Origin of the sequence: Dyella jejuensis, from assembly GCF_044904675.1 — a bacterium.
Lineage (GTDB): Bacteria > Pseudomonadota > Gammaproteobacteria > Xanthomonadales > Rhodanobacteraceae > Dyella_B > Dyella_B jejuensis.
This window is the reverse complement of sequence record NZ_JADIKJ010000009.1, coordinates 1-16,274: the sequence shown is the minus strand read 5'-3', so window position 1 is coordinate 16,274 and position 16,274 is coordinate 1. Positions and strand designations below refer to the sequence as shown.

The 16,274-nt window shown below is 63.4% G+C and carries 15 protein-coding genes; 7 read left to right on the top strand and 8 right to left on the bottom strand.

All coding sequences use genetic code 11. The annotated features are described in order from the left end of the window. Together ISP15_RS08855 and ISP15_RS08850 are read right to left on the bottom strand one after the other, a co-directional pair. Complete coding sequence (locus tag ISP15_RS08855; RefSeq protein ID WP_404546905.1) at nucleotides 1-1,134, bottom strand: ABC transporter permease; 1,134 nt, start codon at nucleotides 1,132-1,134, stop codon at nucleotides 1-3. Next, on the bottom strand, nucleotides 1,134-2,642 hold the full coding sequence (locus ISP15_RS08850) for a TolC family protein (RefSeq protein WP_404546904.1): 1,509 nt from the start codon (nucleotides 2,640-2,642) through the stop codon (nucleotides 1,134-1,136). The genes ISP15_RS08855 and ISP15_RS08850 overlap by 1 nt, the downstream gene beginning before the upstream one ends. Before the next feature lie 263 nt (nucleotides 2,643-2,905). Between ISP15_RS08850 and ISP15_RS08845 the strand changes: the two genes are divergently transcribed. Next, nucleotides 2,906-3,607 carry an MtnX-like HAD-IB family phosphatase gene (locus tag ISP15_RS08845; RefSeq protein ID WP_404547068.1) on the top strand — a complete coding sequence of 234 codons (702 nt, stop codon included), beginning with the start codon at nucleotides 2,906-2,908 and terminating at the stop codon, nucleotides 3,605-3,607. Nucleotides 3,608-3,694: 87 nt separating this feature from the next. Further along, nucleotides 3,695-5,104 carry an aspartate aminotransferase family protein gene (locus tag ISP15_RS08840; protein ID WP_404546903.1) on the top strand — a complete coding sequence of 470 codons (1,410 nt, stop codon included), beginning with the start codon at nucleotides 3,695-3,697 and terminating at the stop codon, nucleotides 5,102-5,104. 135 nt (nucleotides 5,105-5,239) lie between these two features. Here the strand turns inward: ISP15_RS08840 and ISP15_RS08835 are convergent, their stop codons facing one another. Both ISP15_RS08835 and ISP15_RS08830 read right to left on the bottom strand, forming a co-directional pair. Then, complete coding sequence (locus tag ISP15_RS08835) at nucleotides 5,240-6,649, bottom strand: sensor histidine kinase (protein ID WP_404546902.1); 1,410 nt, start codon at nucleotides 6,647-6,649, stop codon at nucleotides 5,240-5,242. Continuing rightward, nucleotides 6,646-7,320, bottom strand: a complete 675-nt coding sequence (locus ISP15_RS08830) for a response regulator (protein ID WP_404546901.1) — start codon at nucleotides 7,318-7,320, stop codon at nucleotides 6,646-6,648. Before ISP15_RS08830 ends, ISP15_RS08835 begins: the two co-directional genes overlap by 4 nt. 316 nt (nucleotides 7,321-7,636) lie before the next feature. Here ISP15_RS08830 and ISP15_RS08825 point away from each other — a divergent pair, with 316 nt between their 5' ends. Continuing rightward, entirely contained in the window at nucleotides 7,637-9,814 is a 2,178-nt protein-coding gene (locus tag ISP15_RS08825; protein ID WP_404546900.1) for a M1 family metallopeptidase, read from the top strand. Then, nucleotides 9,814-10,725 carry a hypothetical protein gene (locus ISP15_RS08820; protein ID WP_404546899.1) on the top strand — a complete coding sequence of 304 codons (912 nt, stop codon included), beginning with the start codon at nucleotides 9,814-9,816 and terminating at the stop codon, nucleotides 10,723-10,725. Before ISP15_RS08825 ends, ISP15_RS08820 begins: the two co-directional genes overlap by 1 nt. Before the next feature lie 17 nt (nucleotides 10,726-10,742). Here ISP15_RS08820 and ISP15_RS08815 read toward each other — a convergent pair whose 3' ends face one another. From ISP15_RS08815 to ISP15_RS08800, 4 genes are all read right to left on the bottom strand, one after another. After that, entirely contained in the window at nucleotides 10,743-11,309 is a 567-nt protein-coding gene (locus tag ISP15_RS08815; protein ID WP_404546898.1) for a HutD/Ves family protein, read from the bottom strand. After that, nucleotides 11,306-11,845 carry a GNAT family N-acetyltransferase gene (locus ISP15_RS08810; RefSeq protein WP_404546897.1) on the bottom strand — a complete coding sequence of 180 codons (540 nt, stop codon included), beginning with the start codon at nucleotides 11,843-11,845 and terminating at the stop codon, nucleotides 11,306-11,308. Before ISP15_RS08810 ends, ISP15_RS08815 begins: the two co-directional genes overlap by 4 nt. Before the next feature lie 4 nt (nucleotides 11,846-11,849). Next, complete coding sequence (locus ISP15_RS08805) at nucleotides 11,850-12,320, bottom strand: SET domain-containing protein-lysine N-methyltransferase (RefSeq protein WP_404546896.1); 471 nt, start codon at nucleotides 12,318-12,320, stop codon at nucleotides 11,850-11,852. 90 nt (nucleotides 12,321-12,410) lie between these two features. Further along, entirely contained in the window at nucleotides 12,411-12,761 is a 351-nt protein-coding gene (locus tag ISP15_RS08800) for a ComEA family DNA-binding protein (protein ID WP_404546895.1), read from the bottom strand. A 234-nt stretch (nucleotides 12,762-12,995) separates the two neighbouring features. Here ISP15_RS08800 and ISP15_RS08795 point away from each other — a divergent pair, with 234 nt between their 5' ends. The 3 genes from ISP15_RS08795 (at nucleotide 12,996) to ISP15_RS08785 (ending at nucleotide 16,082) form a co-directional block, all read left to right on the top strand. Continuing rightward, entirely contained in the window at nucleotides 12,996-14,420 is a 1,425-nt protein-coding gene (locus tag ISP15_RS08795) for a M20 family metallopeptidase (RefSeq protein WP_404546894.1), read from the top strand. Nucleotides 14,421-14,424: 4 nt separating this feature from the next. After that, nucleotides 14,425-15,129, top strand: coding sequence for a YggS family pyridoxal phosphate-dependent enzyme (locus tag ISP15_RS08790; RefSeq protein ID WP_404546893.1), 705 nt, complete (start codon nucleotides 14,425-14,427; stop codon nucleotides 15,127-15,129). Nucleotides 15,130-15,371: 242 nt separating this feature from the next. Further along, entirely contained in the window at nucleotides 15,372-16,082 is a 711-nt protein-coding gene (locus tag ISP15_RS08785) for a C40 family peptidase (RefSeq protein WP_404546892.1), read from the top strand. Nucleotides 16,083-16,274 lie beyond the last annotated feature (192 nt).

The following is a 16,274-nucleotide window of genomic DNA, read 5'->3' as shown; positions in this document are numbered from 1 at the left end:
CTATCTCAACAGGCTGGCCGGATCGGCGCGGCGCAGGCTGCGCATGGCCGCCAGGCCGGATACGATCGCCAGCGCCATGCTCAGCGCCAGGCAGATCGATGCGGTGACCGGATGCAATTCCATCGGAACGCTACGATTGCGCGCGATAGCCAACATCGCCGCGCCAACCACGATGCTGCACAGGAGTCCCAGCGCTCCGACCCAGAACGCTTGCTCCATGACCACCTTGCGCAACGATCCGCGGCCGACGCCGAGCGCATTCAAGGTGGCGTATTCGCGAATGGAGCCGACGACCGCGGCGACCAGGGTCTGGCTGGTGATCACCGCGCCGACCAGGAAGACGATGCCGGCAAGGAACAACACGCCCGCGCCGGCACCCGTGTCGAGCATCCAATACAGCTGCGACTGGCGCGCGAATGCCTTGGCCGTCCAAACCGTATAGGGCCCGAACGCACTCGATCCGCGCAGCCGCTGGACGATCGACATGGCCTTGGAGGGATCGCGCAGTTTGGCCACGAAGTACGTCATCATGCCGGCATCTTCGGGCGCGATGTCGAGCACGCGCGCCGTTTCCAGTGAAGCGACGATGTTGACGCCGCCCAGCGCGCGCAGTCCGCTGCTGACGCCGACCACCCGCACGCGCTGTCCGTTGATCGCGGCGGTGTCGCCGATGTTCACGCCCAGGCTGTCGAGGTCCGCCTTGTCGACGATCACCGCGCCGGGTTCGTTCAATCTGGCGCGCAAGGCCGGCGGCAGGGCGTGCGAGAACATCATGCCGTCGGGGCGCGGATCGATGCCGGAGACGAATACCGATACGCCACCGGTGTCGCGCGGTCCGCGCCAGTCGGCATCCACCCAGCGGAAGGGTTCGACCTTGCTGACATCCGGATCCATGCGAAGGCGCATCGCGACATCTTCGCTGATCGGGCGGCCGAGGTTCACGCTCTGCGTGCCGGGATAGCCTGCCCACACGTCTGCGGAGGAACCCGTGATGTAGACGCTGGCGCTGCCGAAGATGCCAAGTACCAGCGCCGCCTGCAGCAGTTGCAGCAGGCCGGCGAAACCTACTGCGAGAATGGCCGGCAGGAAACGGCGCCATTCATGGATCAGCGTCTTGCGCGCCAGGGCGACCATCAGCGGGCAGCCTTTTCACGCGGGCCGTCGTAGTCGGCGGTTACATTCACCGGCGGCATGGGCGCGCCGCCCAGCGCCTTGTATAGCGAGATATAGGCAAGATCGCGTTGCGCACGCGCGGAAAGCAGGTCCAGTTGCGCACTGTGCCGGGCGATCAAGGCATCTTGCAGTTCGAGCGTGCTGCTCAGGCCCAGGCCGCGGCGCCGGTCAAGCGCGACAGCGTTGTCTGCCAGTGCCCGGGCGGCTTGCTCGGCGGCGGCTTCGCGCGCATGCGACTGTTGCAGGTCGCCCATTGCGGTCTCGGATTCGGCCACACCTTGCAACACGGCTTGCCGGTAGGCATAGACCGCCGCGCGCAGTTCGTGGTCTTTCGCGTGAGCCTGCGCCATGCGCATGCCCCAATCGAACAAGGGCATGTCCACGACCGGACCGACCGAGAAGATCCCTTCGCTGGAGTGGATGAGGCGATGGTGATGCAGGATGTTCAGCGACCAGTCCAGCGAGCTGCCCAGGCCGATATGCGGATAGACGTCTGCACGGCTGATGCCCGCGTCGCCAGCGGCGCGCAGCACTTCGGCTTCCGCACTGGCGATTTCCGGGCGCGTGCGCAACAGGTCGGCGGGTGCGCTGGTCAATTGCCAATCGCCCAGTTGCGGCTGGCTGCCGCTTTCATCCAGCCACGCGGCGTCGGGTTCGCTCTGCCCGAGCAGCACGGCGAGCTGTTGTGCGTTGGCGTCGATGGCGCGTTGCGGTTCGGCGAGCGCCATCTCGGCGCGGGCCAGTTCGGCCTGCCCGGTGCCCACCGCCATCGGCGATACCAATTGCAGGTGCGCGCGAACCTGCAGCAGGCGCAGTTTCTCGCGGTCCGCATCGCGAATGGCGGCGAGCAACCGCGCCTGTTGCTGGGCCGTGCGCAATTCGATCCAGCAACGCGCCACGTCAGCGACCAGTGTCACGTAGGTGCCTTGCAACTGTGCGCGGGCCAGATCGAAATTGCCGTTGGCCAGGCGATGCGTGCTCTTGAGCGCGCCAAACAGCGGCGCTTCCCACAGGGCATCGAAACCGGCGATGAAATACGAAGCGCTGGCGTCGGGCTGGATGACCTGGTTGGTATCGGCGCGCAGGCTGGGCAGGTAGGTGTCGTTGGCGTGCTTGTAGCGCGCGCGCGCGGCGGCCAGGCGCTCGACGGCGGCGGCGACATCCAGATTGCCAGCCAGTGCGCGGTCCACCAGGGCGTTCAGCTGCGGATCGTCGAAGGCCCGCCACCAATCATGCAGATCCGGTTGCCGGGTCGTAGCCGCGGTAGTGGAAGCATTGCGCCAGGCTTGCGGTACCGGTGGCTTCAGCGCAGGCAGCGGCGCGGCGGAGCAACCGGCCAAGGTCGCCAGGACCAGCACGGGAAGCATGCGCAACCCGGCCATCGGCAGGCAGCCCATACGAAAGAAGTTGCGCAAGGCGGATTGATGCACGGGCTGGAATAGTCTGGGATGCGCGCGGAGCGTAAGCATAACGGGTCGAAACCCCGTTTTGGCTTAGGGCTCGATCACACAACTCACGCGCGGCGTCGATAGTGCGAACAGGTCCCCGCTGCCGAAGGCTTGCGCGCACCTTTCCGAGCGTTTTGGCGGTCCCCGACGGGGATCCGATCCGCGGGAACGCCAGCTCGCACTCCTGGACAAGCAGGCCACGCTGCGCGCCGGCTTTCCAGAAAGGGGACCGAAAGGGGTTACTCGTCAAGATGCTGCATACCCGATGCTGGAGTGGCGTGCACGTGACTGCCTGGAACATCCTCTGCGACTTCGATGGCACCATTTCCGTCGAGGACGTGATCGACTCGCTGCTGGATCGTTTCGGACGTCCCGGATGGGAAGCGCTGGAACAGGACTGGCGCGCGGGCCGCATCGGTTCACGCGAATGCATGAGCGGGCAGGTCGCCTTGCTGGACATGCGCCGCGAGGACCTGGATACGCATCTGGACGGCTTGTGGATCGACCACGCCTTCCCGGCGTTCGTGGCACGCGCGGCGGCGTTGAAAACGCCGATCCGCGTAGTGAGCGATGGCCTCGACTATGCCATCCACCGCATTCTCGGCCGCTATGGACTGGACCATCTTCCGCTGGCCGCCAATCACCTGGCGCCGGCTACGCCACCACGCCAGTGGCAGCTCACCTCGCCGTTCCAGGCCGAAGGCTGCCGCAGTGGTACCTGCAAGTGCGCCTGCGTGGCGCAAGCGCGCCAGGGCGGCAACAAGACCTTGCTGATCGGCGATGGCGCCTCGGACTTCTGCGCTGCTGACCAGGTCGATTTCGTGTTCGCCAAGCATCGCCTGATCGAGCACTGCCGCGCGGCAGGGATTCCCTACGTGCCGATCACTGGTTTCGAGGATGCGCTCGAACTGCTGCCGCGCTTGCTCGATGGCAGCCTGCTGGCCGAGCACGAGCAGCCCGTGTTGCCGGCGGTTTCCAACTTCTAGTTGTAGCGTGCAGCGCTGAACGCAACGGTCAATCGTGCGGCCATCGTGGCCGCCTTCCCCCATAGATCAGATCCAGGTTTTTTTCCTATGAATGCTTTTGATCCGAACGCCGTGGTCGGCGTGATTCCTGACGCCCAGCTGCTGGCCGACGAAGCCGAATGGAGCTCCTTCGGCGATACCGTGCATTACGTCGATCCGCCGAAGATCTTCCGCCATGGCGAAGGCAGCTGGATGTACGACACCGCCGGCGTGCCGTTCCTCGATCTTCAAATGTGGTACTCCGCAGTCAATTTCGGCTATGGCAACAAGCGTCTCAACGACACGCTCAAGCGCCAGATCGACGTGCTGCCGCAGGTGGCCAGCCAGTATCTGCACCAGACGCGCATCGAATTGGCCAAGACCATCGCGGTCGACGCGCAGCAGAAATTCGGGCTGAAGGGCCGCGTGCATTTCAACGTGGGCGGCGCGCAGGCGGTGGAGGATTCGCTCAAGCTGGTGCGCAACTACAAGAACGGCAAAAGCCTGATGTTCGCCTTCGAGGGCGGTTATCACGGGCGCACGCTGGGCGCTTCGTCGATTACTTCCAGCTATCGCTATCGCCGTCGCTTCGGCCATTTCGGCGAGCGCGCGATGTTCATTCCGTTCCCCTATCCGTTCCGCCGTCCGAAAGGCATGACGCCGGAAGAATATTCCGACGCCTGTGTGCGCCAATTCGAGCGACTGTTCGAAACCGAATACAACGGTGTGTGGGATCCCAAGGTCAATCAGGCCGAATACGCCGCTTTCTACGTGGAGCCGATCCAGGGTACCGGCGGCTATGTCATCCCGCCGAAGAATTTCTTCAAGGACCTGAAGAAGGTGCTGGACAAGTACGGCATCCTGATGGTGGTCGACGAAATCCAGATGGGTTTCTGGCGTACCGGCAAGCTGTGGTCGATCGAGCACTTCGGCGTGACCCCGGACGTGATCGTGTTCGGCAAGGCGCTCACCAACGGCCTCAATCCGTTGTCGGGTTTGTGGGCGCGCGAGGAAATGATCAATCCGACCATTTTCCCGCCAGGCTCGACCCATTCCACCTTCAACTCCAATCCGCTCGGCACCTCGCTCGGCCTGGAAGTGATCAAGATGGGCTACGAACTCGATTACGAGAAGAGCGTGGCCGAGAAGGGCGCGCATTTCCTCGATGCGTTGAAGGACCTGCAAAAGCGCCACAAGGAAATCGGCGATGTCGACGGCCTTGGCCTCGCCTTGCGTGCGGAGATTTGCACGGACGATGGTTTCACGCCCAACAAGGCGCTGTTGGACAAGATGGTCGATATCGGCCTGGCGGGGGACCTCACGCATAACGGCAAGAAGATCGGCCTCGTGCTGGACGTGGGCGGCTGGTACAAGAACGTAATCACGTTCGCGCCGTCGCTGGACATCAGTCACGAAGAGATCGATCTGGCCGTTGCATTGCTCGACCAACTGTTGACCAAGGCAAAGAAGGCGATGTGATGCCATCCGCGATGGACGTCTGGACGTCCATCGCGATAAGGGTTTATTGTCGATTTTCCCATGCAGGGGAAGCTGGCAAGCAAGGCGGCGCCCAGGCGCCGCCTTTTTTTACTGTGACGGCCGTTTGCGAAGAAGCTATGCCGAAGCTGGCTTGGCTGATGGAAAAGCGATCTCCACGCGCAGGCCGCCTTTTCCGCTGGCCGCGAAATAGCGTACCTTGGCTCCATGCCATTCCGCGATGCGCTGCACGATCGCCAATCCCAGGCCGCTGCCTTCTTCCTCGCTACCGGGGACGCGGAAGAAACGTTCGCCCAGGCGCTCGAACCATGCTGGCGGTACGCCGGGACCGTTATCCTCGACCGCCATGCAGATATCGGTGCCCTCGCGGGTCAGCATCACGGTCATCAACTTGCCGCGCCCGGCATAGCGCAGGCCGTTATCGATCAGGTTGTCGAGCATTTCCTGCAGGCGATGGCGATCGCCTTCGATCCATAGCGGACCGGCGGGACCGTCATAACCCAGGTCGATGCCGGCGGCCAACGCCTCGTGCACGCGCTGGCCGACCAGCTCGGGGATGAGCATGGCCAGGTCAAGCTGTTCGGTATCGCCCGTCTCGTGTTCCGCAGTCTGCGCGCGGGTGAGCGCAAGCAATTGGCTGGATGTGCGGTTGGCGCGGTGGATCAGTCGCTGGATATGGTTCAAGGCATCGGCAATCGTTTCGGGATCGGAACTGGCCTGGGCGCGTTCGGCGTGCACGCTCAGGCCGGCCAGCGGCGTGCGCAACTGGTGCGCGGCGTCGGCGATGAAGCGTTCGTGCAGGGCAAGCATGCTGCGCAAGCGTGCGAACAGGCCGTCGATGGTGCGCGTCAGCGGCAGAATTTCCACCGGTACATTCGCGTCGCCGATGGGCGCCAGATCATGCTCGCGATTGGCGATCTGTGCGGTGAGCGGATCCAGTTGGCGCAGGCCGGTGCGCACGCCCATCCATACGAGCAGGAACGCGGCGAAGATCAACAGTGTCTGCGCGGGAATGCTGAGCAGAAGGATCTGGCGCGCTTCCTGATGACGGTCGCGCAGGGTTTCTCCGACAGTGACCTCGAGCTGGTCGCCCGGATCGCGCGGATTGGTCATCTGGATGCTGGCCGCGCGCAGCGCGTGCTGTTCGATCTGGATGTCGTAAAGCTGGGGTTCGTCGCCGTCGGCGAACAGCCCGCCTGGCGGGCGCAGTGCGGGATTGCCGGCGACCAGGCCGCGCCTGGCGCTGAACACACTGAAGTAGTTATGGCCTTCCGGTTCGTATTCCAGCAGGAATTGCGCTTGCGGTGCGACGCGGCCGTCCGGGCTTTCGGTGGCCATCATCTGCACCAGGATCAACGTATCGTCGATGAGGTTTTCATCGTGCACGTGATTGGCGTAGATCAGCGCGCCGACATAGGTGATGAGGCTGTTCAACAGCAGCAGCACCATCAACGGTACCAGCAAGGTAGTGAGCAGGCGCCTGCGCAGGCTCTGGCGTCCCACGCCCCACAGCAGGCGCTGGTTCATGCCTCCTTGACCTCTTCCAGCAGGTAGCCGAGTCCGCGGATGGTGCGCACTTGCGTACCGGAATCGAGCAGCTTGCGGCGCAGGCGGTAGATGGCGATGTCCAGGCCATTGTCGGTCAGTTCTTCGTCCCAGCTGCACAGTGCTTCGATCAGTTGCGCGCGGCTGGTGACGCGGTCGGGGCGGGCGGCCAATGCCTCCAGCAGGCCGAATTCGCGCGCGGTCAATTCGAGCGGCGTATCGCCAACCCAGGCGCGATGGCCGGGAAGATCCAGGCGCAGCCGACCGAGCGTCAGCTCGGGCGCGCCTTGCGTGGTGTAGCGCCGCAACAGGGCACGCACGCGCGCCTCGAACTCGGCCAGCGCGAAGGGTTTTACCAGGTAATCGTCGGCGCCGAGATCGAGCACGCGCACGCGCTCGCGCAAGCCTTCGCGTGCCGTAATCACCAGCACCGGCAGGCCGCTGCCGCGGCGGCGCACGCGCTGCAGCACCTCGCTGCCGTCCAGTGCGGGCAGGCCAAGATCGAGTACCAGCAGGTCATAGGGGGTGTCCTTCAGCGCCGCGTCGGCGCGGGCACCATCCGCGACGTGGTCCACGGCATGCCCGCCCTGGCGCAGCGCCGCACTGACGCCGGCGGCAATGGAAGGATCGTCTTCGGCAATCAGGATACGCATGGTCGACTGGCTCCGTCAGGCCGGGGGAAGAGCGGTAATGCCATGTATTTGAGCGGGATTTCTTGGGATGTTTAACCCGGTGCGGACAGCTTAGCGCCTGCACCAGGGAAGGCCCAGCTGGAGATATCGAAGCATAGGACAGGCGAACCGGACGCTTGTTCACCGTTGGCGCGGTGGCGTGCGCACCGGTATGGGGTCATGACCTATGGCGGATGCCCAGTCGGTATGCTTGCCTCAGGCTCAGTCATCGTCGCGAGGGGAGATCATGATGAGGTTTGCAATGAGTAGAGGCGGGCCATGGCTCGCAGCATGCGTGATGTTGTGGACGTGTCGGGCGGGAGCCCAGGCGGCGATGCCGGCCGGGCATGCGCAGCCGGCTGCGGCGGCATCCGTGGCAACCGCGGAAGATATTCCGTTCGCGCCAGCGCATGACACCATCATTACCACGCAGAGCGCGCCCGGCGCGTGGGGCGGCGAGCGCAGCGGCAACGAGCCGACGCTGTCCGACCGGGTGGTGAGCTACACCATTGATGCGAACCTGGACGCCGCCAGGCACGCCGTTGCCGGCAAGGAACACATGACCTGGCGCAATCGCAGCGATCGCGACGTGCGCAGCGTTTACTTCCATCTTTATCTCAACGCCTTCCAGAATCAGGGCAGCACATTCTTCACCGAACGGGACGTGCAGACTGCGCATGGCCGATCGCGCGGTAACGCGGTGCTGGAAAAAGGTCAGTGGGGTTGGATCCGCCTGCAGCAGGTCAAGCAGGACGGTCGCGATGTGACCTGGCGCTTCGTGCATCCCGATGGCGGACCGCAGACCGATCAGACTGTGGTGCGTATCGATCTGGCGCAGCCGGTGCCGGCTGGCGGCACGCTCGCGCTGGATATCGATTTCCTCAGCCAGTTGCCGCGCGTGGTCGAACGCACCGGTTGGTGGGGCGACTTTAATCTGGTCGGCCAGTGGTTTCCCAAGATCGGCGTCTTGGAACTGCCGGGCGAACGCGGCGCGACGCAGGTGCGCTGGAACGTGCACGAGTTTCACTTCAGCAGCGAGTTCTATGCCGATTTCGGCCTGTTCGACGTGCATCTGACGGTTCCCAGCGATTACACGGTCGGTGCGGTCGGCCAGTTGCAGGGCACGCCGGAACAGAAGGATGGCAAGACCACCTACCACTTCGTGCAGGGCGACGTGCACGATTTCGCCTGGGTCGCCGCCAAGGGTTTCAAGACGCTGGATGGCAGCTATGCCGGGCCGGGCAGCCCCAAGGTGGCGGTGCGCGTGATCTACCCGCCCGAATACGCGGCCAGCGCGGCGCCAACGCTGAAATCGAGCATCGATGCCATCGGCTATTTTTCCAAAACCCTGGGACCGTATCCCTACAACACGCTTACCGCCGTGATCCCGCCCTACAACGCAGAAGAAGCGGGCGGTATGGAGTACCCCACGTTCTTCACTTCCGAGGGCTACAAGGAAGTCGAGCCCGATACGATGAACCAGATGCTCAGCGATTTCGTGAACATCCACGAATTCGGCCACGGCTATTTTTACGGCATCCTGGCTTCGAACGAATTTGAAGAGCCGATGCTGGACGAAGGGCTTAACGAGTATTGGGACAATCGCATGTTGCGCGAACGCCGCCAAGACCTCGTGCTCGCCACGCCATTCACGAAGTGGCTGGGCATCACTCCGCACATCAGCGGTTTCGAGTTCGAACGCATGACGGCGATGTTGCGCCATCCGCGCGATCCGCTGGCGCAGAACAGCTGGGACCGCGTTTCCGGCACCAGTTACGGCACGGTGTATTCGCGCACGGCTACCGCCATGCACGATCTGGAAGAGCGGCTGGGCCGGCCCGCGCTTGAAAAAGCGTTCCGTCTTTACTACCAGCGCTGGCGCTTCCGGCATCCCTCGGTAGCGGATTTTCGCGCGGCGCTGGTCGATGGTTCGGGCAACGCCAGGGAAGTGGACGCGATCTTTAACGCATACGTCTACGGTACGGACGTGATGAACGACAGCGTGAGCGCTATCGATACCGAAGAAGTGCTGCCGCAAGCTGGCGTGAGCTGGAAGGACGGCACGCGGTCCGAAGTGGTCGCCACCGAGCTTGACCAGCAAATCAAAAAGCAGCGCAGCGATTGGCAAAAGGCTCATCCCGATGCCAAGCCCGGCGAAGGTCCATTCCCTTGGCACAGCACGGTGACGGTGGAACGCGATGGCGCATCGGCGCCGGAACTGCTGCGCGTCACCTTCGAGGACGGCACGCATCAAGACGTCAGCTGGAATGACGATCGCCGCTGGGCGCGCTTCGAGTTCACCAAACCCAGCAAAGTGATATCGGCCGAACTTGATCCGGATCGCCACAATTATCTGGATGACGACCGGCTTAACAACAGCCTGGCGACGCAGCCCAATGGTGCGGCCTCGCGGCGCTGGACCGCCGATGTGGCGGCGTTGCTGCAGACTTTCTACTCCATGCTGGGGACACTGTGATGGCCTATGACACCTCCCGTTCCGCGGGCCTCGGTGCCCTGTTGTCCAGCATGATCGCCGCCGTGCAATGGCGTCTGCTGCTGGTCTGGTTGCTGGTAATGCTGATTCCCGTCACCCTCGTTGCCTTGCCTTTGTGGCACATGCTTGGTGGTTTGCTGGATACCTCCGTACACGCCAGCGAGTGGGCGCAGCATTTCAGCGCCCTCATGTTTGGCGATGTGCTCATGACGCTCGCCGATCATTCCGAATGGTTCGGCACGGCAGTGCTGATGGGGCTGCTGTCGACCTTGCTGTTATCGCCGTTTCTCAACGGCATGATCGTCGGCAGCGGGCGCGCAGGACGCGCGCTGGGATTCGCTGCGCTGCTGCAGAACGGCTTGATCGAATACGGACGCCTGTTTCGCTTGATGCTGTGGTCGCTGCTGCCCTATGCAGTGGTGGCCGGGGTGGCGGCCGCCGGTTCGCACCTTGCCGATAAGCATGCGGAGCAGGCGGTGCTGGAATCGCAAGCCGACATGGCTGCGAGCGTGGCGCGGTGGATCGTGCTGATCGTGTTCGTGCTGATGCAGTCCATCGTCGAATCGGCACGCGCGGCGTTCATCGCCGACGTCACGCTGCGTTCGGCGACGCGCGCCTTGTGGCGCGGCATCCGGCAATTGTTCCGGCGGCCCCTCAAGACTTTGTTGTTCTACATCGTGGTAACGCTGGCCGGCTTGATCCTGGCATCGATCTTCGGCGTGGCGCGCTTGCACGTGACGGCATTCGGCGTGTCCGGCTTGTTGCTGGCATTGCTGCTCGGGAAGCTGATCGTGCTGGCAATCGGCTGGATGCGCACGGCACGCCTGTTCGCATTGGCGGAGTTGGCTCGCTCCATCCTGCCCACGCAAAGGCCCCAGGCGGAGTATCGATAGGCCGCGCAGTCGCCGGGTCAGGCGGCGAGCTGGACCAGTACCAGCTCGCCGCCGCCTTCGATGCGTGCCATGCCGCCATGCGTTGCATCGATCCACAGGTTCGATCCGGCCGTCAGGGCCATGCGTTGCTCATCCGCTTGCACGTGGGCATGGCCGCCGAGCAGGTGCACGAACCATCGCGACGCTGCGCGCAGCGGCAAGCTCATATGGCCGTTCAAGGGGCGCGCCAGCAGCGTGCCTTCTGCGGCGCCACGCAACATCAGGTTGAAGGCCCGGGTCGGACCATCCAGAAGCAAGGCGTGCGGCGCCTGGGCGCCGTCGAAGCAGGTTACCGACAGACGCAGCAAGGAAAGCTCCCGCCCGGCGTCGAAACGCAAGCGTAGCGGCGCATCCAATGGGACGAAGTGCCGGCGGGTGCCGGGAAAGGACGAGAAATCGCAGTCCTGCGCGATATCGGCGATGCTCAGCCGCCATGCCCAATGGGCTTCATCCGGTCCGCTATCGATGACCGTGGTGGTGCCGGCGCCATTGGCCCATGCCTGGATTCGCAGGGCGTCGGCCGGCACCAGGCGCAGGCTGCTCATGCGTAGGCGCGGCGAAACTCGCGGTGGGGCGGATAATAGGCGAAGACATGATTGTCGCTACCGAAGAAATCGATATCTTCGATGTGTTCTCCGCCCAGGCGTTCGGCCACGCGATCCGATGCATCGTTGCCGACGCGCACCAGGCTGATCACGCGCCGCATATGCAATTGCTCCCACGCAAATTCCAGCACGGCGGTGCCCGCTTCGGTAGCGTAGCCATGGTGGCGGTGCTCGGGTTTGAGCATCCAGCCCATTTCGATGTCCGGCCAGCCTTCGGGATGCAGCAGGCCGGCGCGGCCGATGAATTCACCCGTGGACTTCAGCTCCAGCGCCCACATGCCATAGCCGCGCAACGACCAATGCCCGATCAGCATGGCCAGCGAGCGCCAGGCATTGGTGCGGTCCAGCGGCAGGCCATCGCCGATCCAGCGCGTGCTATCCGGATCGGCGAGCATCGCGGCGTAGTCGTCGAAGTGGCGTTCGGTGAGCGCGGTCAGGCGCAGGCGCGCGGTTTCAAGAGTGGGGATATCGATCATCGGATCAATCGCTGAGGCTTGCGTTGTCCAGCACACGGGCCAGTGCGCGGGTCGTGGTCGTCAGGCTCTCGTGCCAGGGCAGACCTATGATTCTCTCACCAGTGGCGGTGTCGATAAAGTCTTCGGCCTGGCCGGGGGGCAGCAGGTGCCGATAATCGACGGTGATTTCGGTGCCCGCGGGCAAGTCGCGCGAGGCGAACACGAAGCCCAGGTGCCACAGCCCGGTAGGCTCGAAACTGTGATTGATGTAGCACTCGTCCGGCCAGTCCGGCGACATGGTGTACTGGTTCTCGAACCAGCGCGCACTGGCGTACATATGTTCGGGCTTGGCCAGCAGTTCGTCGAGGTTGTACGTCTGGTCGATGGCGTCGGGCGCGGTAATGATGCGTCCGGCGTTGATGGATTCTTCCACATACAGACCGTTGCCCGCCCCCTGGATCGTGGAAGCATCAATGCGATAGCGTGGAAGGATCATGATGATTGGCAATGGTTGCGTAGGCGGCGCGCGGAGTGTAGCGCAAGCGATACGGCCCGCGAGGGGCCGTATCCGGTGATCAAAGCTTGATCAATCCTGCGGGGTGTCTTCGGCCGGCGCGGCCTTTTTCTTGGCATGCCTGGGTTTGGCCGGCGCATCTGCAGGCTTCGCACTTTCGCCGCTAAGCAGGATGGCATCGTGGTTGCGCTGCAAGGTGGCAGCGCCAATACCCTTCACCTGGGTCAGGTCGTCGGCGCTCTTGAACGGACCGTGTTCTTCACGGTAGGCGACGATCGCCTTGGCTTTGGCCAGGCCCACGCCATCCAGCGCATTGGCGATAGTGGCAGCGTCCGCGGTATTGACGTTGACTGGCGTGGCGGCGAAAGCGGGCAGGGTGAGCGTTAGCGCCAAAGCGGCGATGGCAATGATTTTCTTGAACATGGAATTGATTTCTCCCTGGGTAACGTGGAAAGGCGGCGTTTCCGCGCCGCGTTACCACTTTGCGCCGCGCTCCATGCGGCGGCAAAGTCGGTGCAGTGCGTGCGAGTGTTGCGAGCAAACCCAACGCCGGCAGTCGGCGATAACTGCCAACGTTGTCGGCCGTAGCCAGTAGGCGGCCCGTGAAAAGGAAACTGGCCCTAGAATGTCGTTCTCACCTTATTTGATGGAGTCCGCATGGATACCGCGCGCATGACCCGCCACATCAGCGATTTGTGGGATGCCGAAATTGTCCCGCAGTTGATGGATTACATCCGGATTCCCAACAAGTCGCCGATGTTCGACAAGGATTGGGCGGCGCACGGTCACATGGATGCCGCAGTAACGCTGATGGAAACGTGGGCGCGCGGCAAATTGCCCCTGCTTCCCGGCGCCACGCTCGAAGTGGTGCGGCTGCAAGGACGCACGCCCCTGATTTATATCGAGGTGCCAGGACAAAGCGACGATACCGTCGTGCTGTACGGCCATCTCGACAAGCAGCCGGAAATGACCGGCTGGTCCGAAGGCCTGGGGCCTTGGACACCCGTGCTCAAGGGCGACAAGCTCTACGGTCGCGGCGGTGCGGATGACGGCTATGCGATCTTCGGTTCCCTCGCCGCGCTGCTGGTCTTGCAGGAGCAGGGCATTGCGCGCGCGCGCTGCGTGATCATGATCGAGGCTTGCGAGGAATCGGGCAGCTATGACTTGCCGTATTACGTGGACCACCTCGCCGCGCGCATCGGCAACCCGTCGCTGGTGGTATGCCTGGATTCGGGTTGCGGCAACTACGACCAGCTATGGCTGACCACTTCGCTGCGCGGCCTGACCGGCGGCGAACTCACCGTGCAGGTGCTGGAAGAGGGCGTGCACTCGGGTGATGCGTCCGGCGTGGTGCCTTCCAGCTTCCGGATCCTGCGCGAGTTGCTGTCGCGCCTGGAAGATCCGCAAACCGGCAAGATCAAGCCGCAGGAATTGTATGTAGAGATCCCATCGCAACGTGTCGAACAGGCCAAGGCGGCGGCGAAGGTGCTGGGCAAGGCGATCTACGAAAAATTCCCCTTCGTCGATGGCATGCAACCGGTTACGGACGATCTCGCCGAGCTGGTGCTCAATCGTACCTGGCGGCCGCAGCTGGCGGTGACCGGCGTCGACGGCATGCCGCCACTGGAAAGCGCGGGCAACGTACTGCGCCCGAAAACCTCGGTGAAGCTCAGCCTGCGCGTGCCGCCTACGCTGGATGGCGCCAAGGCAGGCGAACTCGTGAAGGAGTTGCTGGAGAAGGATCCTCCCTACGGCGCCAAGGTGAGTTTCAAGCTGGAAAAAGACGGCAGCGGCTGGCACGCGCCGCAGTTGTCGCCGTGGCTGGAACAAGCGGTTACCGATGCCTCGCAGCATTTTTTTGGTGCGCCCGCCGCCTACATGGGCGAGGGCGGATCGATTCCTTTCATGGGCATGCTCGGCAGCAAGTTCCCGCAGGCGCAGTTCCTGATCACCGGTGTGCTCGGACCGCACTCCAATGCGCATGGTCCCAACGAATTCATCCACATTCCCACCGGCAAGAAAGTCTCGATGGTGGTGGCCGAAGTAGTAGCCCGCCATTTCGAACAAAGCCAGCGGAGCTGATGCGTTGATCGGCGCGCAGCTGGCTGCAAACTGGGCCGACGTTCGCCGCAAAGTCGATGCGGCCTGCCGTGCCGCCGGCCGCGATCCGGCGGCGGTGACCATATTGCCGGTGAGCAAGACGTTCGACGCCGAGGTGGTCAGGGCGGCATTGGCACTTGGCTTGTGCCGCTTTGGCGAAAACCGGGTGCAAGAGATCCGCGACAAGGCGGCCGCGCTGTCGGGGCAGGCGATCGAATGGGTGGTGATCGGCCACCTGCAGACCAACAAGGCCAAGGACGTGGCGCGGCTTGCCAGCGAAGTGCAGTCGCTGGACCGGCTGGACCTAGCCCAGGCGCTGGACCGCAGGCTGCAGGCCGAAGGCCGCTGCCTGGACGTGCTGGTGCAGGTAAAAACGGCACGCGAGGAAACCAAGTACGGCCTGCCGGGCGAACAGCTGCCGCGCTTCCTGCAGCAATTGCGGGATTATCCCAGCCTTCGCGTCCGCGGCCTGATGACCCTGGCGACATTGTCGCAAGACCCGTCGGAGGTCGCCGCCTGTTTCCGGCAGCTGCGCCAATGGCGCGAGCGTTGCGTTGCCGAAGGGCACGACTTGCCCAGGCTGTCCATGGGCATGAGTGGCGATTTCCCGTTGGCGATTGCCGAAGGGGCGACCGAAGTGCGCATTGGGACGGCCATTTTTGGCCGTCGCGAACAGCCGGTTGCCCACTAAGTTGCCATGGAACGTGACGGAATCGGCTGATTTCACATCAGGCAATTCTGATTCGCTGTGAGAGTTTATTCATAACCTGCTGTTTTACTGGAAGTTAGTCGGTTTTCCTGATTTTTCGAACGATAGGGTTCAGTTAACTTCATCCGAACATGCGGGTGACGTGGCTTTGTTACCTTCACTGCTTCGTCACGGTCGCCGCAGGGGGCGACGATCGGACTGGTAACCGCCCAGAGATCCACCTGATGCCAAAAACGCGACTTGTACTCGCCGCGCTTGCCTCGGCCGTGTGCTTTTCCGGCCCAGTACTGGCTGCCGCCGCCGATGGTGGTATCCAGGCCCAGGTTTCCGCCAAGTTGTCCTCTTCCCTGCTGAGTCCCCTGGCCGCGTTCACTCCCGCGCCTTCCCTTGGCCAATCCATACTTCCCACGCAACTGCCGATCGCCGCCCTGGCGTCTGCCAAGGCCGACCCGGCGGACGCCACGCAGGATGGCGATGACGCCGCCCAGTTCAGCGATGCGAAGACCGGGCAGGATCTGCGCGACATGCTGATCGGTCTTGCCATGCAACTGCGCCATGTGCGCTACGTGCGCGGTGGCCGCGATCCTTCCACCGGCTTCGATTGCAGCGGTTTCGTGCGCTACGTGTTCGAGCGCGCGCTCGGCCTGCAGCTGCCCACCAACTCGGCGTCGCAATACCTGATTGGCCACATCGTTCGCCGCAAGGACATGCAGCCTGGCGACCTGGTGTTCTTCCGCACCGCCGATCGCCATGGCAGGGGCCGCGTGTCGCACGTCGGCATCTACCTTAGCGATGGCCGCTTCATTCATTCTCCACGCCGCGGCGAATCCGTGCGCGTGGACAACCTTGATGACAGCTACTGGTCCAAGCGCTTCGCAGGCGCTCGCCGGCCGGATGCGATGGCCGAGATCGACTCGACCCAGCACAGCGGCTGATTACGCTCCGCTGCCATCGCAGTTACTCACAAAATAGGCCACCCCCAGGGGTCAATGCCGCTCAGTTAAGCCTGAGCGGCATTTTTGCTTTTGATGGGGTATCGAGTTTTGCTCATGCAAACAGCGCGCGGATAACGCCGCTCCGAACGCCGTGGTGGAAGGATGAAGCGGCGGATGTTCTGACGCATGGCG